The sequence below is a fragment of the Paenibacillus sp. FSL R10-2782 genome, assembly GCF_038592985.1.
In the GTDB taxonomy this organism is placed as follows: Bacteria; Bacillota; Bacilli; order Paenibacillales; family Paenibacillaceae; genus Paenibacillus; species Paenibacillus terrae_C.
Window position 1 is genome coordinate 3,952,135 of the sequence record NZ_CP151951.1, and the last position, 18,850, is coordinate 3,970,984.

The window sequence follows — 18,850 nt, forward strand, 5'->3', positions numbered from 1 at the left end:
GGATATAGCTTACCCCAGTAGGCTGTAAACAATCATAACTTAAAACAACTCATGCCTGATCGAATCAGTAACACGTTAGATATTCATTTGTTGTCTTGCTCATTACGAAGTTTATTATAGCATTCTGCCAAAAGTGAGGCAATACTTTTTTTCGATTCTAGCTGTTCTAACGTTGCTCTCCCTGCTCTTTGCGTTGGGACAACCGCTGTAAATGCATCGTCAAATAGCTAACCTCAGCCGGATAAACGGATTTGCGTAGCCTTTTCTCCATAATCTTCGTGAGTTTCCAGGCTAGCATATACATTTCTGGATACTCTTCATTCAAAAGCTTGTCCAATCGGTAAATCTCCTGCACAATCTCTCCCCGACGTACACGTTCAATCGCAAACCTCAGATGGGTCAGCAGACGCGAGTAATCCAGGGATTGGAGAGGAATGCGATAATCCAGCGTAGTCTCTACTACCTGTACCATATCAGCAATCAATTGAGAATCCTTCCTGACCTCGGAAATATGCTGGTTCGTCATAGCACTGTAAATATGCAAGGCCACGAATCCGATTTCATCTTCTCCCAGATCCATACCCATTTTGTCCTTGATCAAAGAGACTGCCTGTTCAGCCATCTTGTATTCCTGAGGATAAATTTCTCTCGTTTCATACAAAAACGGATTATGGATCGTAATGCCCTGCTTCTGACGATTAATGGAAAAGGCGATGTGATCGGTTAAAGCAATCAATATGTGCTCATTCAGAGGCTTCTTCGCTTGAAGCTGAACATGGTGAAGCACCTCACCGATGACCTCAATGAGCTTTTCATCCAGTTCAGGAAGCAATCGCTTGTATTGCTCCTGCTCCTCATGGCTTTTCAATATAAATAATTTTTCAACTGAATCCAACGGTATAAGATCGCCGTTTTTGCGATTGAAGCCGATTCCTTTTCCAATCACAACAACCTCATCATGCTCGGGATGCATCCCGATAATCACATTGTTATTCAGCGCTTTCGCCACTTGTAGGCTGCTCACATCCGCACCTCTTTTTATCTGAACCTTGTTCCTAATAATTAGAGCATGAAGCTCAGAGGAATCCACGTTAAAGTACCAAATATTCCGCTAAAGGTCAATAAAAAGAAAACGCTTTTCATCACAATAACCGGGAAAACCTGTGATGAAAAGCGTTCTTTCTGTTAAGGGATATCTGCTCCTGAAAGCCCTGCGGCTATTCTTTATCCCGCGGCGCAACCTCAACCGGGGCATGAATATGCAGCTTATCCGTTTCACCGAAGGACGGTGCGGAATGAAGGCCCTTTTTCCCCGTGGTCAGCCCCTTAATTAACTGCTCCACGTCAATACCTGACACACTCTTAAGCATCTCGGGAGCCGTAGCCATTAGCTCTGTGACATAATTGCTGACACGTGCCGCACCCTCTCCCTTGCCTGTATCCACAACTGTTAATTTATCAATGGATGCAATCGGCTCGGCAATCCGCCCGGCCAGCTCAGGCAGCATGTTCACGATAATATCGAGTACGGCTGCCTCGCCAAATTTCTGGAACGCCTCGGCCAGCTTTTCCTTGGCCTCGGCTTCCGCAAGACCACGTAAACGGATGACGTCAGCATCCGCCGTACCTTTGGCTCGTTCGGCATCCGCTTCTGCTTGCCCATTTAGCCGTTTTTGTTCAGCTGACGCTTTAGCCTGTGTCTCAATCGAGTATTGCAGCGATTCCGCCTCACGCATTTTACGCGATTTGTCCGCCTCCGCGGCTTGCTCTACCGCATACCGATCCGCTTCCGCTTTCTTCTTCACTTCCGCATCGTATTGTTTTTCACGCACCTGAATTTCCTTGGTTTGAAGATCAATTTCCCGCTCCTTGCGCACCAGTTCGACCTTCATCTGCTCTTCGACGGCAGTCTGCTTGGCACGAGCCTCCTGAATGTGATAAGCCTGATCGGCTTCCGCCTTGGCTGTATCCTGCTCCTTTTTAAACGAAGCCACTTTCAGTTCCTTCTCCTTGGCTGCCTCGGCAATGTTTGTATCACGCAAAAGTTCAGCCTTCTGCCCCTCCTGTTCCGCACGCGCCTTTTGAATCCGCGCATCCCTTACCGCCTCAGCTTCGGCAATTTCTGCATCCCGTTTCACAGCGGCAATTCTCGGCTTACCAAGCGCATCCAGATATCCGTGCTTATCACGCACATCTTTAATCGTGAACGAGACAATTTGCAGCCCCATCTTTTTCAGATCGCGAGCCGCCACACCCTGTACTTCCTGCGCAAACCGATCCCGATTACGGTATACTTCCTCCACCGTCATGGTGCCGAGGATCGCACGCAAATGGCCCTCCAGCACTTCCTGGGCCTCTCCCCTAAGGGCCTCCAGCGGCTTCCCGATGAACTGCTCCGCTGCTGTTGCAATATCCTCAATGGAGCTGCCTACCTTGATGATTGCCACACCGTCCGCTATCACGGGAACTCCTTGCTCGGTATACACTTCCGGTGTTGTTACATCCAGCTTGTGGGACAATAAAGAAATAAATTCGGACTGCTGAAAAATAGGCCATATAAAGGCGCCACCGCCGCGTACAATTTTGATTTTGCGACCGGAATCATCCTCGGAAATATTTTTATTTCCCAAAAATGAGCCCGTCACGATCATCCCTTCATCCGGTCCTACCGTTTTGTAACGGGCCCAAAAAGCGATCCCTAATATGACGATAACGATGACGACAATCCCCGGAACCAACACAATATCCTGCAAACTTGACACTCCCGTTCACGCTCCCTTCAAGTTAAGCGAATGCGCCGTCTATGTGTCCAGATACGCTACGCGGACGACACCCTCTGCGACCTCAACCACGACGATACGGGTTCCCGCAGCCAGCGGTTTGTGATCAAAACTCGATGCTGTATGTATGGTGTTGCCTGCACCCAAGCGGATCATAACCTCCCCGTAACCAACCTCAGGTACCGGAACGGTGACCTCACCGATTCTGCCAGTCAGCTCACGCATCGAGAAGCCGCTGGATACCTCAGAGTTCGCCATTGGATTGATAAACGCAAAAAACACAAGCACTCCGATCACAAACGCAATCGCAAGGGCAAGCAGAACAACCCAGTTCATGCTCAACCCGGTATATTTCGTCAGCAACACACCCGCCCCGCCAAAAGCGGTCATCGCTCCAAGTAAAACGACGGGTCTGAACCAATCGAGGCCGGGAAGCTCCAATCCATCCAGCCAACCACCGAGTACATCCCCGATCAGCACACTGACCACGGTAAAGATAGCGCCCCCTGCCAATAACCACCAAAATATAGTTTCCATGCGGCTCCTCCTTCCATGTCCCTTTTCAGTCTGGTTTCCAGCCTATAACTATGTTTACGTATTCAACCTTAAAAAGTTTCAAAATTTTCCTCTAAAATTCCAAATCAAACCCAAAAAAGCACGTCCATACGTCTAATGACGTACAAACGTGCTTGCAATTATCCAATGACTGAATGACTGGATTACAAAGATGCTTTGTAAATTTCCACTACATCTTCACGATTCAGCTTGTTAAATCCGCCAAAAGATCCGAATTTCACAGCTTTATCAGCCATAACGTCGATTTTTGAATCATCAATATCGTAATCAGCCAGACGGTTTGGCGCACCAATCGAGTTCCAGAAATCACGCAACGCCTGAATACCTTCCAGCGCTACTTCTTCATCACTCTTGCCTTCCGGGTTCACATGGAACACATTCACAGCCAGTTGCTTGAAGCGTTCAGGCTTCACATGCAGGTTGTGCTTCATCCAGTTCGGGAACAAAATCGCCAGTCCTCCGCCATGTGGAATATCATAAACAGCAGACACCGCATGCTCGATATTGTGAGTCGCCCAGTCACCTGTCAGCCCCATGTTCAGGAAGCCGTTCAGCGCCATCGTACCACAGTACATCATCGTTTCACGCAGCTCGTAGTTCTCCAGATCGTTGACCAGGCCCGGAGCCGCATCCATAACTGTACGCAAAATCGTTTCACACCAGCCAAGCTGAACCGGAGTGTTAGATTCCAAATGGAAGTAATGCTCCAGCGTATGTGACATCATATCCACGATTCCGTACACCGTTTGATTTTGTGGCAGAGAATACGTGTTCACGGGATCAAGAATGGAAAACGCAGGGAATGCAAATACGCTGCCCCAGCCCAATTTTTCCTGTGTTTCTTCGTTCGTAATGACAGAACCTGCGTTCATTTCGGAACCGGTAGCTGCCATCGTCAGAACTGTACCTAAAGGCAATGCTGCCTGTGGAGCCGCTTTACGCTCTGCAAAATCCCACATATCCCCATCATATTTCGCCCCGACAGCAATCGCTTTGGAGCAATCCAGCACACTACCGCCGCCAACAGCCAGTACGAGGTCGATTTGATGCGTTTTACACAATTCCACGCCTTTATGTACTGTGGACAAGCGAGGATTTGGTTCTACACCAGCCAGTTCCGTTACCTCTGCTCCAATTTCTTGAAGCAGACTGATTACATTATCATACAAGCCGCTGCGCTTAATACTGCCGCCGCCATATACAAGCAGTACACGTTTACCGTATTTAGGAACTTCACGCTTGAGAGCCTCTAATTGCCCTTTACCGAAGATCAATTGAGTAGGATTATAAAATTCGAATGCTTTCATCGCAAACGTTCGCCTCCAATATTTTTTGAAATTTAATGTTAAGAAACTACTCTATTATAACCTTCTCAGTTACAGGAAACAAATTTGCTTCTTTTTCAGAAAAAAAACCATGTTCCTAAAGGAGCATGGTTCCATGTCATATCTTGGGAGGGTTCTCGCACAGTATTATGCGCTGCCTGCAATTATTCTATTCCCCTGTTGTATAACCCAGTTGCTTTATAAAACGTCCAAACGCTTGCTGACCTTCCGAATCACGCTTGTACACTCCTGCATGCTCCAAAATTTCACTGAACTTCAGTCCAACTTCATTTTGTACCGTGCGAACAGCCGTCTCCTTGTCAGGCAAGCGACCGAATCGGGTGTTTAACTGGTGAATCCAGTCCGCGTGCTTGAATAGCGGATGCCCTTCCTGCTGCATAGCTACAGCCAACTCGTCGTTACCGCATAAAATATCTGCAATACCATCCAGTTCATCCTTAAGCCGCCCCGGCAAAATCGCAAGTCCCATAACCTCGATCAGACCGATATTTTCCTTCTTGATGTGATGCATCTCGCGATGAGGATGAAAAATACCTTCCGGGTACTCATCACTCGTTCGGTTGTTTCGAAGCACCAGATCCATCTGGTACTTTCCTTCCGCATCCCGGCGTACAATCGGTGTCACTGTATTATGCGGCACCGTTTCTCCGTCCTGCTCCGTATGAGAGAAGACATCGGCTGCGGGATCGCTGTAAGCCTTCCAGGCTTCAAATGCGGCATTCCCCGCCTCCAGCAACGATTCGGCATCCGTTGAAGTAAAGCGGATCACTGACATCGGCCAGTTCACAATCCCTGCTGTGACCTGCGGGAAGGCTTCATTGCGATACACAACGTCCACACCCGCTTTTTCAATCGGGAACGTATGACGTCCACCTTGAAAGTGATCGTGAGTCAGAATAGATCCTCCGACAATCGGCAGATCGGCATTGGAACCGATAAAATAGTGCGGGAACGCTTTCGTAAATGCCAGCAACCGCCGCAGTGTATCCTTCGTGAGCTTCATCGGTACATGATCGTGATGGAACACAATACAATGCTCGTTGTAGTAAACGTAAGGAGAATATTGAAAAAACCACGGTTCCTCGTTCAATTCCAACGGAATGATGCGCAGGTTTTGGCGGGACGGATGATTCACCCTTCCGGCATACCCAACGTTTTCACGGCATAATTGACATTTTGGATAAACTGGCGGCGGAAGAAGCTTCGCCATTGCGATTTCCTTTGGACTTTTCTCCGGCTTGGACAGATTAATTGTGATTTCCATATCTCCGTAAGGTGTCGGCTGATTCCAGTACACATTGCTGGCAACGCGGTCCATTCGGATGTAATTCGAGTCGATGGACAGTTGATAAAAAGCATCTGTCGCTGCCTCTATGCCACGTTCGGCCTCCGTTTGGCGAAAGTCACGGACGACCTCAGAAGGTCTCGCCATCAGCAGTCCCATGATTTTGGAATCCAGCAAATCACGGTACGTATCTGTGTTTTCCGATATGAGTCCAATCGCATACCCATAATCAATCAATACATTAAGCACAGGCTGGAGAACCTCGGGGGCTGTGATGCCCCCTGCCTCCTCGCCGGAATAAGGCTCCGAAAACCCGAACTGCTCCAGCAGCAGATTACGGCTGTAATCTGTATCTTGCAGACCGATTAATCCCCGGTTTTGTGCGAATGCAACCAGTTGCTCAATCGCATACAGAGCGGCTTGTTGTAGAATTTCATCGATGTCATGGGCCGTATGTCGGGAATGCTCCCGGCCTTGACCTCTATCTGCGGATTGACTCTTGCTCATCATGTCATCGTCTCCCGTCTATTCGTCGCCGTAGCCCTGAGGATGTGACTGATGCCAGCCCCAAGCTCCGCTAATAATGTCCTCCAGTTGGGTACGCGCCGGACTCCAGCCCAGCACCGAACGTGCCTTTTCAGAAGAGGCAACCAATACTGCCGGATCACCCGAGCGCCGTGGCTCTGTAACGACCGGAATGTCGAGTCCAGTGACCTTGCGTGCCGTCTCGATCACTTCCTTCACCGAGAAGCCCTGCCCGTTGCCCAGATTAAACACGTTGCTGTCATGGCCTTCGCGCAAATAATTCACCGCACGCACATGGGCATCCGCCAGATCGCTCACATGAATATAATCTCGGATGCACGTTCCATCCGGCGTAGCATAATCCTCACCAAACACCGCGATGTGCGGGCGCTGTTTCAGTGCTGTCTGGAGTACCAGCGGAATCAGATGGCTTTCCGGACGATGATCCTCACCGATTTTGCCGCTCTCATGCGCACCAGCCGCATTAAAGTACCGCAAGGACACATATTTGATGCCCAGTACTTTATCAAACCACGACATCATACGCTCCATCATCAGCTTTGTTTCACCATATACATTCGTTGGCTCCGTACGGTCGCCCTCTTCAATCGGCACCTTTTCCGGTTCACCATAGGTAGCCGCAGTGGAGGAAAATACGATCCTGCGTACACCGGCATCCTTCATGGCCTCCAGTAAGCTCAACGTGCCGAATACGTTGTTGTCATAATATTTACCCGGATTTTGCATACTTTCCCCGACCAGCGAGTTGGCTGCAAAATGAATAACTGCGTCGATACTATTTTCGGAAAACAGTCTGGAAAGCAGTTCTTTATCTCTCAGGTCACCTTCATACAGCTTGCCTCCGAGCAGTGCTGCCTTGTGCCCGGTTTGCAAATTGTCCAGCACCACAACTTCTTCTCCCCGATCCAACAGCTCTGCTACCGTATGTGAACCAATATATCCAGCTCCGCCTGTTACTAAAATGGCCATGTTATTCGTCCTCCTTCTGTTCTTTAACTCCGTCTCCCGCCTTACATACATAAAAGCTGGCTTCCAGCCCTGTACGGGTCTGATAAGCTTCGCCGATTTCCTTCACAAACCGTTCCACATCGTCCTCATGGACAAGTGAAACCGTACAGCCCCCAAATCCGGCTCCCGTCATACGCGCACCGAGCGTGCCAGGAATGCGCCGTGCTTCCTCGACCATCACATCCAGCTCCGTGCAGCTAACCTCATACAAATCGCGCAATGAATCATGCGAAGCGTTCATCAATTGCCCAAAAGCTTCGAGATCATTCGCAGCAAGAGCATCGACAGAGGCCAGCACGCGAGCGTTTTCCTCTACCACATGCTGTGCCCGGCGTCGTACCGTTTCATCCGCAATATAATGCTGGAGCTCACCAAAACGGGTCTCATCCAGCTGAGCAAGGTATTCCAGCGTAGGCTCCTGCTGCTGCAAAATGGACAGAGCTTCGGCACATTGGCTGCGGCGCTCGTTATAGGCTGAATCCACCAGCCCGCGGCGCTTATTCGTGTTGCCGATCACTAGCTTATAGGCACCGGTACGGAATGGGACCTTACGGTATTCCAGCGTATCGCACATCAGCAGAATCGCATGGTCAGCCGCACCGTTTGCGACAGCGAACTGATCCATAATACCGCAATTGACACCTACGTAATTGTTTTCTGCCCGCTGGGACAATAAAGCAATTTCGACTGTGTTCGTTTCCTGTTTTTCGGTAGTGAGGAACGCGTATCCCGTTACAACCTCAATGGAGGCAGAGGAGGATAATCCGGCACCATTCGGTATTTCTCCATGATAGAGCAGGTCGTATCCACTAGACGGATAAACTCCCTTTGCAGCCAGCTCCACCAGAACGCCGACAGGATAGTCCACCCACTCATCCGTTTTACTTTTACCTATTTCTCCGCGTGGGATAGATACTTCATACGAAAGGTTTGTCGAAGTAAAATGAATTTCATCATCATTACGCGCACGAAGAATCAGCGTGGTACCGAATTCCAGTGCAGCCGGAAGTACATAACCACCGTTGTAGTCGATATGCTCCCCAATCAGGTTAACACGCCCAGGAGCATGAAATATTCGCAGCTCATGGCTGCTTTCACCATATTTGTCGATAAAACGTTTCTTTATTTCAGTAGTGTTCATATCCACATCCACCTCATCACGGTTAGTAAAGTCCCCCCTGACTTCCTTGTAACAAACTTAATCAGGCTGGCGCTTCTTATGATTTCAGTATAAATGAAAGCGTTAAATAATGTAATGCATCCATGTGTTAAAGCTATGGATAAATGTGACTTGGATATGTACAATGTAAGTATACCGTATCTAATAAACCATTCACAAATCTAGGAAGGATGACCCTATTTGCAAGCGCATTCATATAGTTATGCTGTGGCCTCCAATCCAGTGTTTTATGAAAATAGCCCGCTGCACGTGCTTTTTGCCGGCGAGAGCCAAACCAAATCCGGTCATGCCGTCGGGCCGAAGCTATATGATTACTATCTGCTTCATTTTGTAGAATCTGGAAAAGGCATCTACCGAACAGAGCAGCACTCATATCAGCTTGAAAAAAACGATTTTTTCCTGATCCATCCCGGTCAGCTTGTAAGCTACACCTCCGATGAAGAGGAACCGTGGCGGTATCGCTGGTCTGCATTTACAGGACAGCATACCGAACAGATAGTGCAGGAGGCAGGGCTACACGTGCATCAGGCTGTCTTCCACGCTTCCAGTGAGAGCCTGATCCCCAGCTATTTGGAGCAGATGCAGTTAGCCTTTTACAGCCGAAAATCCAGCTCGCATCTTGCAGCCCTCGGCTACCTGTATCTGATCATGGGGGAGGCGGGTAATCATTTAAGCGACTGGTCTGACCCAACCGGCGCAGATTCGCAAATTCGGCGGACGGTCAAGCAGATGGTCCAATATATGTCCACTCAATATGCGCATCCTGTTTCTATCGAACAAATGTCCGAAGGACTTGGTTATAACCGTGCGTATTTGTCACGTATATTCAAGAAGGAAACGGGCGTCTCTCCGGTCACCTATCTGCTCAAACTGCGAATTGACAAGTCTCGTCAGCTGCTACGCGAGCGTCCCGAGCTTTCGGTGGAGCAGGTGGCCGCTTCGGTGGGATTGACAGACGCTTTGTATTTCTCGCGTCAATTCAAGCGCTTCTGCGGTCAGTCGCCAACCCAGTACCGAAGCAAGGTTCAGCAATATCCGCATCCTTAGCAGGCTTTAACCGTTCACATATCCTGCCTGCTTCGTCTGATGATTGATCCTCTGTTCCGGCATGGGCAACGACCAATCTGATACGGTTCGGAAAATAGCAAACAGCCCGCATCCTTTAACGATGTGGGCTGTTGTGTGTATATTGGGCATGAAAAAATGCACGTTATGCCAATGATGATGGAATAGCTTTTGGGCTTTAGGCTGTGCCGCCGTCCTGTAAGTTCCCAGCATTCAGAATCGAATCAATCCGATCCAGCTCTTCCTGCGAAAAGTCCAGATTGGACAGGGCGGCAACATTTTCTTCAATTTGGCTCACACGGCTGGCCCCAATCAGGACGGAGGTCAGACGTTCACCACGCAGAGCCCAGGCTAACGAGAATTGAGCCAAGCTTTGTCCGCGCGCAGCCGCCATCTGATTAAGAGCACGCACCTTGCGAAGTGTCTCGGGTGTCACATTGTTCTCATTCAAGAAGACAGATGCACTTGCCGCGCGTGAATCCTCGGGAATTCCGTTCAAATATTTATTCGTTAGCAATCCCTGAGCCAAGGGGCAAAAGGCAATGCTGCCGATCCCGTTTTCGTCCAGTACATCCTGCAACCCGTTTTCAATCCAGCGGTCGAGCAGAGAATATTTGGGCTGATGAATCAGCAGCGGTGTTCCCAGCTCCTTTAGAATACGAGCCGCTTCTGCCGTTTGCTCCGCGCTATAATTAGACACGCCCACATACAGCGCTTTTCCGGAACGAACGATATGATCCAGAGCCTGCATTGTTTCTTCCAACGGCGTATCAGGATCAAAGCGGTGGGAGTAAAATATGTCGACATAATCCAGACCCAACCGCTTCAAGCTCTGATCCAGACTGGATATCAGATATTTGCGCGAGCCCCAATCACCATAAGGTCCTGGCCACATAGTGTAGCCCGCCTTGGTCGAAATGATCATCTCATCCCGGTACGGCTTCAAATCACTCGCCAGCACTTGTCCGAAAAATTCCTCTGCTGAGCCCGCTGGAGGACCATAGTTATTAGCTAGATCAAAATGCGTAATCCCCAGATCAAAAGAACGAGTAACCATGCTACGACCGTTCTCCGCATTGTTGATCCCGCCAAAATTGTGCCACAAGCCCAGTGAAATGGCAGGCAGCTTAAGGCCTGATCTCCCTGTGCGGTTATATTTCATACTTTCATAGCGTTCATCGCCAGCCAAATAAACCATGCTATCCCAGCCTCTCTCGAAACATTGTTATGTCCAGTACAACAACATCATAGCGCCTTTATCCGGCCGTTGACAAGAAAACGATTACAAACTCAATTGATTGCCGAGTTCTCCCAGAACCCTGCCGATGGGATCCATAATCAGGAGATCAGCCTTGTGATCATATGAAGTGGGATCTGTATTAAGCAGTACCGTATGTTTACCGTGAAAATAAGTAATCAGTCCCGCCGCAGGATGCACCGTCAGTGAGGTTCCTCCAATTAATAGCAGATCGGCCTGCGAGATAGCCTGAATGGATCGGACAAGCGTATCCTGATCCAGCTCTTCCTCGTATAAAACGACATCCGGTTTGATCATTCCCCCGTCTACTGGACATTTGGGCACCACCTCGGAGCTGTCCATCACTTCGTTCAGACTGTAAAAACGCCCGCATTCCATACAATGGTTGCGATGTACCGAGCCGTGAAGCTCCAGCACATTCACACTGCCTGCGACCTGATGCAATCCGTCAATGTTTTGCGTCACGACCGCTTTGAGTCGCCCATGCTGTTCCAGTGATGCGAGGAAACGATGGCAGCCGTTAGGCTCCGCATCGGGATGCAGCATTTTGCTGCGATAGAAGCCAAAGAACACTTCAGGATGCTTTACAAAAAAAGAACGGCTAAGCATAACCTCCGGGGGATAAGGCAGCTTTTCCTCACTCTGATACAGACCAGCCGCCGAACGAAAGTCCGGGATACCGCTCTCCGTCGACGTACCCGCTCCGCCGAAAAAAACAATATTTTGCGATTGCTGTATCCAATCAGCCAACATTTTTACTTTGTCCATGTTTCACGCACCTCCAGCTCTTCATATCCGCGGACGATGATGTCCGCATCCAGCAAATGACCGGAACGTTCCTGCTCTGGCGCAAATCCGATGGCCAGCCGCACCCCGGCACGCTTGCCCATCTGCATATCCCCGTTGCTGTCTCCAATGACAACTACATCCGCTGGCGACAGTCCCAGCAAATCGCAGGCTTTTTCAGCCATTTCCGGGTCTGGTTTGCCGTATGTAACCCTGTCGTGACCGATGACCTCATCAAAATAGGATGTCAGCCCCATCCACTCCAGATGCTCCTGCGCGGCCTCTGTACTGTCAGAGGTGACGACCGCCAGCTTCAATCCGGCACGGCGGCTTTGCTCCAATAACGTGCGTAAACCCGGAAACGCCTTCGCGGCCCGATGTCGCCGAATATCAGCCATCGCCATTTTGTTAAAGTCCCGAACAAGCCTCACCGCTTCATTCCACGGTACACCGGCAGTATAAAGCTGCCAAGCCAGCACGCCCGTGCTCTCATCCACTGTCCCCATCGCCAGCGGGCCAGAAGGATCATAGCCGATCACGCGCCCCTCAGGGTCGTGGATGGTGCCCAGAATGCTGCCTTTTTCCGCCGTAAACTCAGTACCTGCCACGGCAAGCTGCTGTTCCAGCATATCCAGTATAGAACGGGCCCAGGGCCCCCACAACTGAATAAAATCCAGCAGCGTTCCATCCTTGTCCAATAAAATGCCACGGCATGGAAACCGCTGTCCCCGCACGACTAGCTCAGACATGCAGCCGCCTCCTTTTTACTGATTTTTTGGAGCTGAATCTACACTCTCTTTCATCCAGTCCTGCAAAGCTGAAACGGTTTGATTCCATTGCTCGGCCGGGCTAATTTTCCCAGGGTTATCGCCCTTTTGGGCTCCGTAGCTGCCGAATTGGGCATGATTTCCTCCCTCAACTGTAAAATACAACGTATTGGCTGGTAGATAAGCTCTTCCACTCTGAACACTATCCATTTTAATCACTCCATCATCACTTCCAAGCAGGGAAATGACCGGCAGATTTTTATCCTTCAAATTCCCCTTACTGTCCGGGTAGGAAGCAAGGAAAAATACGCCCTTGACCTGATCGGGATGTGCAGCGGCATAGCGGGCAGCCATAACACCGCCTAACGAATGGCCTCCGATCACAAACGCTTCTTTCGGATATGCCTTCAGTACCTCACCCGCCAAATTCGGGGAAGTCAATGCAAGATTCAGCGGCATTTTTGCTATGATCACATGATGACCCTTTTCCGCCAAACGGCGGGCCAATGGAGCGTAGCTTTCGGGCTTTACCAACGCACCCGGGTACAAAATAACTCCGGCACCATTTCTTTTTGCAGGCTCAAAACCAATCCAATGCTCCTGTTCGTTCACCTTCACAGCATCGGCTGCTTCTGCTAATGCGGCAGTGGCCGTGTTGTCAGGCTGATAGGGTGTGAATACCTTCCATGCTCCCCAAGCTGCAATAAGCACAATGACCATCAGGATACCCAATATAATTTTCCATATCTTCCTATTAGCGCCTGTCCCATATGAGCTGTATGATCTTCTCGTTCTTCTTCTCATTTTAAAGGTTCCTTTCGTAATTCGTACCTTATGATTCATGATTGGTATATGAAATTTTTGCTGCGTAAATCAGCTTATCTATAACCTTGTTAGGGTACCATCGTGCGCGCACAGGGTCAAATAAGAAGACATTTCCAGACATTTGCCTGGTCTTTGTCCCCTGTTCAAGCTTCCGCCACATAATAAGGACATGATAGCGCTTACCATTGTGAATAAAATCACAATTGTAAGACTCAGAGTATCGTACCTTGTTCCTTGTAAGGATTATTTTGCACAGAGTTTACTCGGCTTAGTGCCGTTCGGAGGGAATTACATGACGACATGCCATGACATACAAGGAGAAAGCTTTTTTCTCAATTTGCGCTTTATGCTGATCGTATGCGTATTTGCAGGCAATGCTCTGGAGCCCTTGGTTGGCTCGCTTCACATCGCCCAACAATGGTTTAGCTGGATATTCATGTTTCATATGCCGTTGTTCGTGCTCGTTACAGGCTACTTTGCCAAATCATCATTAGGGGGGCCCACAGGCCGGAAGGTTTTGCTTCAGATCGGTATGCAATATCTTATTTTTCAAACCCTCTATTCGATATTGGATGCTGCACTCTTCCATGTCCCTCATATTCATCATTCTTTTTTTGCACCTTATTTGCTGCTCTGGTTCCTTGCCAGTCATATTTGCTGGAGACTGCTGATGCTTGCTTTCCAGGGAATGCCGCCTGTTGTCCAATTAGGTATATCCGTGCTGCTGGGTATCCTTGTCGGATATCTCCCGGTGGATGGCGTCTGGCTCAGCGTGTGCAGAACCTTTGTTTATTTGCCTTTTTTTGTAGCAGGGTATCATTTGAATTATACAGATGTTCGACGCTTCTTCACGACTCCAGTCCGTGTGATCGCAGGCATAGTGTCCCTTCTGCTTATGGTACTGGCGGGAACGTCGTACTACGGCATTCCGACAGGCTGGCTGTATGGCAGCATGACTTATGGTGAGCTGGGTCATGCCGAATGGTATGCGGGGATTTACCGCATTGGCATTTACGGAGTGCAATTCATAGCAGCTATCGCGTTTTTGAGCTTTGTTCCAGCCGTCACTGGACGTATGACTGAAATGGGGCGGCGGACATTATACGTCTTTTTGCTCCATGGTCTGATTGTCCGTACCGCTGCTGCCAAGGGGATTTACGATTATATAGACACTCCGCTGGAAGTGATGCTGATCGTAGCGTGTGCTGCGGGTCTGTGCTGTCTACTGACTCTGCCTTGGGTGCGAAATGCAACACATCCTTTAATCGAGCCACGGGTTGACTGGATGCTTAAGCCGTCTCCTTATCTTTTTAAACGATCGGCATAACTTTTTATGTCCATCCTATAACAAGCGTCAGTACGCGACAAACGGCTATCAGACGAAGAACTAGGCGGACCCGGATCCTCTTTACTTAGCAAGAGGCCTGTTTCATCAAGGCATGATGTGGTAAGTAAAGGATGCGCGCAACAAAAAACAACTTTTCATAAAGGAGTGTTTTGTAATGGCACGTAATCAGGATCAAGGTAAAATGAGCCGCGAAGAGGCAGGTCGTATGGGTGGGGAAGCTACATCCAAGAAGCACAACAAGGAATTTTATCAGGAGATTGGTAAAAAAGGCGGGCAAGCTACCGCTAACTCCCACGATAAAGAATTTTATCAGGAAATTGGTAAACGTGGCGGCGATGCTACCGCTGAGTCTCATGACAAAGATTACTACAGGGATATTGGACGCAAAGGCGGCAAAAATTGAATCAAGTACCACATAAAACACCTTTTGTAACTATAAAAAGCAAGCTCAAGCCCATCCTGCTTTATTGCGGAGTGGGCCTTTTCATATTTTGCGACATCACAAATATCCAAACGATTACTTTTTATCATCAGCATTTTACACAAAATTCAATTCCAGCTGCTCCAAGGTGCAATATATAGACGAACCAAATCATTTCGATCTATATATTGTCGATTACAGGTCGCTCTTGAATTTTCACAAAATCCTCATATATGTAGAAATATGCGCACATGTATGATAGACTCTTTAGAAAACATCTGCGCTAATTCGGCGTCTTCGGACGCCATAAAATTTTTTAACTTTGGGGGGAAACCAGCATCATGACAGCAAAGACGAAAATGCGTTCCGATATGATTAAAAAAGGCTTTGACCGCGCTCCTCACCGCAGCTTGTTGCGCGCAGCGGGCGTTAAAGAAGAAGATTTTGACAAACCATTTATCGCGGTGTGTAACTCGTATATCGACATCGTACCGGGCCACGTCCATTTGCAGGAATTCGGCAAAATTGTCAAGCAAGCCATTCGTGAGGCAGGCGGCGTACCTTTTGAGTTTAACACCATTGGTGTAGATGACGGCATTGCCATGGGACACATCGGTATGCGTTATTCTCTACCAAGCCGCGAAATTATTGCCGACTCGCTGGAAACTGTCGTTTCCGCTCACTGGTTTGACGGCATGGTCTGCATTCCAAACTGTGATAAAATCACACCCGGCATGATGATGGGCGCATTACGTGTGAACATCCCGACTATTTTCGTCAGCGGCGGCCCCATGAAAGCTGGTAAAGACAAGAACGGGCGCTCCATCTCCCTGACCTCCGTCTTCGAAGGCGTAGGTGCATATCAGGCTGGTAAAATCGACGATCAAAGCCTGCTGGAATTAGAACAATACGGCTGTCCAACTTGCGGCTCTTGCTCAGGTATGTTCACAGCGAACTCCATGAACTGTCTCGCTGAAGCAATGGGTCTGGCTATGCCTGGTAACGGCACCATTCTCGCAGTAGCGGAAGAACGTAAAGAATTCGTTAAACAATCTGCACGTCAATTGATGGAATTGATCAAGCTGGACCTGAAACCACGTGATATCGTGACTAAAGAAGCTATTGATAACGCATTTGCGCTGGATATGGCCATGGGTGGTTCCACCAATACGGTATTGCACACATTGGCACTGGCTCATGAAGCTGAAGTAGACTACCCTATCGAACGGATCAATGAAGTGGCGAACCGCGTACCTCATTTGTCCAAATTGGCACCTGCTTCCGACTATCATATCGAGGATGTTCATAATGCAGGCGGCGTAAGCGCAGTGCTGAATGAATTGTTGAAGAAGCCGGGCGCACTGCATGGTGACTGTATTACAGTAACCGGAAAAACGATCCGCGAAAACGTAGAGGGGCAGGAAATTCTGGATACCAATGTTATCCACAAGCTGGACAACCCTTATTCCGAACGCGGCGGTTTGGCTGTATTATTCGGTAATCTGGCACCGCAAGGCTCCATCATTAAAGTCGGTGCAGTTGATCCGTCTGTTGGGGGCTATCACAAAGGCCCTGCCATCTGCTTTGATTCACAGGAAGATGCGCTGGCTGGTATTGCCAATGGCAAAATCGCAGAAGGCCACGTTGTTGTTATCCGTTATGAAGGTCCTAAGGGTGGACCGGGTATGCCTGAAATGCTCGCTCCAACTTCGCAAATCGTCGGTATGGGACTTGGTGCCAAGGTCGGCCTGATAACAGATGGACGCTTCTCAGGCGCATCCCGTGGTATCTCTATCGGTCACATTTCCCCCGAAGCAGCAGAGGGCGGCCCTATCGCTTTTGTTGAGGACGGCGATATTATCGAGCTGGATCTGAACAATCGTACAATTGAGCTGCAAATTAGTGACGAAGAATTTGAACGTCGTCGTGCAAACTGGAAAGGCTTCGAACCGAAGGTTAAAACAGGATACCTGGCACGCTACTCCAAGCTGGTGACCAATGCAAGCAACGGCGGTATTATGAAAATCTAATCCTTATCATGATGGTTTTAAAAACGAATAAACAAAAGCCTCCCGAACGCCCTGATCACAGGGGTTGGGAGGCTTTTTTAGCGTTAATTCAACTACTTGATCTCGTATCTGCTGCTTGCGAGGCTCTAACTGTTTCCTGAACAGGATCTGTTTTGCTTTGACCTTGATCCGTAGGGTATGAATCCCTCAGCCAGAAGCGGTCAAACAGAGTATCAATCGGCATCACAATCATCTTCGGCACCATCTCATCCCTTTTTTCATTCAACCGCTCTGGGCCGGAAGGATGGATAACACTAAATAACAGCTTTAAATATAAGGTTGATGCTATCCTGAACAGTCCCTTGGGAAGCTCTCGTATCTGAAAACCCAGCTTCTCCGGTCCCCGATTAATCATACTCACTGCATAGACGGCCTTAATACCGTTCATTTTGGGGTCATCCGCAATTCGATAGGCGAGATCAGGAAGTTGTCGTTTTACAATCCGAATCAGTTGAATGGCCAAATGTACCATAGACTTGGCGGTTGTGCCTAACTGAAACAGCATTTTATTATCAAAATGCAGCTCAACCACGGCGTCCCCTTTTTCCAGCCACCTACCGTTCTCCATGTTCACATTTGGCCCGTGATAGGTACTACGCTTGAAATAAAAGATCGTGTCCTCCTTACGCACTGGACGTAGACGGAACAGAACGTGAAATATCCGCTCATACAGCAACCATCCGAATACTAACGTTCTTTTAAACCAACTCGTATTGGATGTTTCGGTAGTAGCAGGTCTGCTGGCGGACTCACGACAAAATAAGGTATCGACACGTACGCTGCGCAGCTTCCGTTCTTGGGCAACCACCAACAGCTTCTCCAGCGCAATCAGCATGTTTTGCGGAGCGCCTGCGTCTGCCCCCAGTGTTGTACCGCAGTCATGGAGCAGCATCACCTCGCCACCCCTCAGCTTTTTGAGCATCCGCTCAGCCAACTGTTTTGCTCCGATGCTTGCCTTCCAATCCCCAAACATAGAGGACCATAATACGATTCGGCGACCATTCGAGTTGGAAATATCAAAGAAATTCACAATTCCCCATGGTGGGCGGTAAAAGGTCGTTCCTTCCCCGGTTACCCGGCGAATAACAGCCTCTGTCCGGGCAATTTGTCTTCTGACCGTGACGGGCCGCATAAGCCAATTCGATTTGTGCACATAATTATGAATACCGATCAAGTGACCTTCGTCATGCATGCGTTTCAAAAGCTCCGGGTGTTTTTCCGCATGTATGCCTACAACAAAAAAAGTAGCCTTGGCATCAAAACGCTTCAGCAAATCAAGCAACTGCGGCGTATACACTGGATCAGGACCATCATCGAAGGTGAGCGCATACTCTTGCTCACTTTTGCCCCGCCGAAACACTCGGAATCCAAACATTCGACTGACCAGCGCCGGAATAAACGCATAAAAAGTTGAAATGTAAAACATCCATAACAGTAAAGTCTGCACGTTTTATCCCCACTTTTCTATTTCTGGACTACCAAGCAGGCTTCCTGAGGAAAACTCACTTACTTATATGTTATCACAAAGACGTAAGCGTGCCGAGATTTTGCTGCATTCTTTTCTTGAGCATAACGATCAACTACCGGGCT

The 18,850-nt window shown here is 48.8% G+C and carries 16 protein-coding genes; 4 read left to right on the forward strand and 12 right to left on the reverse strand.

Going from position 1 to position 18,850, the window contains the following annotated elements; translation table 11 throughout:
* Nucleotides 1–166: 166 nt before the first annotated feature.
* The 7 genes from NST83_RS17820 to NST83_RS17850 all read right to left on the reverse strand — a co-directional run bounded on the left by NST83_RS17820 (nucleotide 167) and on the right by NST83_RS17850 (nucleotide 8,682).
* Nucleotides 167–1,024 (reverse strand): PRD domain-containing protein, encoded by an 858-nt coding sequence (locus NST83_RS17820; RefSeq protein WP_342415138.1) that lies wholly within the window; start codon nucleotides 1,022–1,024, stop codon nucleotides 167–169.
* 193 nt (nucleotides 1,025–1,217) lie between these two features.
* Complete coding sequence (locus NST83_RS17825) at nucleotides 1,218–2,753, reverse strand: flotillin family protein (RefSeq protein WP_342417988.1); 1,536 nt, start codon at nucleotides 2,751–2,753, stop codon at nucleotides 1,218–1,220.
* 48 nt (nucleotides 2,754–2,801) lie between these two features.
* The gene (locus tag NST83_RS17830; RefSeq protein ID WP_342415139.1) at nucleotides 2,802–3,317 is read right to left on the reverse strand and encodes a protease; all 516 of its coding nucleotides are present in this window, start codon (nucleotides 3,315–3,317) and stop codon (nucleotides 2,802–2,804) included.
* Between the two features lie 182 nt (nucleotides 3,318–3,499).
* Complete coding sequence (locus NST83_RS17835) at nucleotides 3,500–4,663, reverse strand: iron-containing alcohol dehydrogenase (protein WP_342415140.1); 1,164 nt, start codon at nucleotides 4,661–4,663, stop codon at nucleotides 3,500–3,502.
* Between the two features lie 187 nt (nucleotides 4,664–4,850).
* Nucleotides 4,851–6,494, reverse strand: coding sequence for a UDP-glucose--hexose-1-phosphate uridylyltransferase (locus NST83_RS17840; protein ID WP_342417989.1), 1,644 nt, complete (start codon nucleotides 6,492–6,494; stop codon nucleotides 4,851–4,853).
* 18 nt (nucleotides 6,495–6,512) lie between these two features.
* On the reverse strand, nucleotides 6,513–7,502 hold the full coding sequence (galE, locus tag NST83_RS17845; RefSeq protein ID WP_137063992.1) for a UDP-glucose 4-epimerase GalE: 990 nt from the start codon (nucleotides 7,500–7,502) through the stop codon (nucleotides 6,513–6,515).
* A 1-nt stretch (nucleotide 7,503) separates the two neighbouring features.
* Complete coding sequence (locus NST83_RS17850; protein ID WP_342415141.1) at nucleotides 7,504–8,682, reverse strand: galactokinase; 1,179 nt, start codon at nucleotides 8,680–8,682, stop codon at nucleotides 7,504–7,506.
* A gap of 219 nt (nucleotides 8,683–8,901) precedes the next feature.
* Here NST83_RS17850 and NST83_RS17855 point away from each other — a divergent pair, with 219 nt between their 5' ends.
* Nucleotides 8,902–9,768 (forward strand): AraC family transcriptional regulator, encoded by an 867-nt coding sequence (locus tag NST83_RS17855; protein ID WP_342415142.1) that lies wholly within the window; start codon nucleotides 8,902–8,904, stop codon nucleotides 9,766–9,768.
* Between the two features lie 196 nt (nucleotides 9,769–9,964).
* On the opposite strand, the gene mgrA is transcribed toward NST83_RS17855, so the two are convergent.
* From mgrA to NST83_RS17875, 4 genes are all read right to left on the reverse strand, one after another.
* On the reverse strand, nucleotides 9,965–10,984 hold the full coding sequence (gene mgrA / locus NST83_RS17860) for an L-glyceraldehyde 3-phosphate reductase (RefSeq protein WP_137063995.1): 1,020 nt from the start codon (nucleotides 10,982–10,984) through the stop codon (nucleotides 9,965–9,967).
* An 84-nt stretch (nucleotides 10,985–11,068) separates the two neighbouring features.
* Complete coding sequence (locus NST83_RS17865; protein ID WP_342415143.1) at nucleotides 11,069–11,812, reverse strand: NAD-dependent protein deacylase; 744 nt, start codon at nucleotides 11,810–11,812, stop codon at nucleotides 11,069–11,071.
* Nucleotides 11,800–12,579: an HAD family hydrolase gene (locus NST83_RS17870; protein ID WP_342415144.1), complete on the reverse strand. Its 780-nt coding sequence runs from the start codon at nucleotides 12,577–12,579 to the stop codon at nucleotides 11,800–11,802. Before NST83_RS17870 ends, NST83_RS17865 begins: the two co-directional genes overlap by 13 nt.
* Before the next feature lie 15 nt (nucleotides 12,580–12,594).
* On the reverse strand, nucleotides 12,595–13,401 hold the full coding sequence (locus tag NST83_RS17875) for an alpha/beta fold hydrolase (RefSeq protein WP_137064061.1): 807 nt from the start codon (nucleotides 13,399–13,401) through the stop codon (nucleotides 12,595–12,597).
* A 313-nt stretch (nucleotides 13,402–13,714) separates the two neighbouring features.
* On the opposite strand from NST83_RS17875, the gene NST83_RS17880 reads away from it, so the two are divergent.
* From NST83_RS17880 to ilvD, 3 genes are all read left to right on the forward strand, one after another.
* On the forward strand, nucleotides 13,715–14,749 hold the full coding sequence (locus tag NST83_RS17880; RefSeq protein WP_342415145.1) for an acyltransferase family protein: 1,035 nt from the start codon (nucleotides 13,715–13,717) through the stop codon (nucleotides 14,747–14,749).
* 175 nt (nucleotides 14,750–14,924) lie between these two features.
* Nucleotides 14,925–15,173, forward strand: a complete 249-nt coding sequence (locus NST83_RS17885) for a general stress protein (RefSeq protein ID WP_137063999.1) — start codon at nucleotides 14,925–14,927, stop codon at nucleotides 15,171–15,173.
* A gap of 359 nt (nucleotides 15,174–15,532) precedes the next feature.
* A complete protein-coding gene (gene ilvD / locus NST83_RS17890) occupies nucleotides 15,533–17,221 on the forward strand; it encodes a dihydroxy-acid dehydratase (protein WP_044648168.1) in 1,689 nt (562 codons plus the stop codon).
* Between the two features lie 88 nt (nucleotides 17,222–17,309).
* Here ilvD and NST83_RS17895 read toward each other — a convergent pair whose 3' ends face one another.
* Nucleotides 17,310–18,707: a polysaccharide deacetylase family protein gene (locus tag NST83_RS17895; RefSeq protein WP_342415146.1), complete on the reverse strand. Its 1,398-nt coding sequence runs from the start codon at nucleotides 18,705–18,707 to the stop codon at nucleotides 17,310–17,312.
* Between the last annotated feature and the right edge of the window lie 143 nt (nucleotides 18,708–18,850).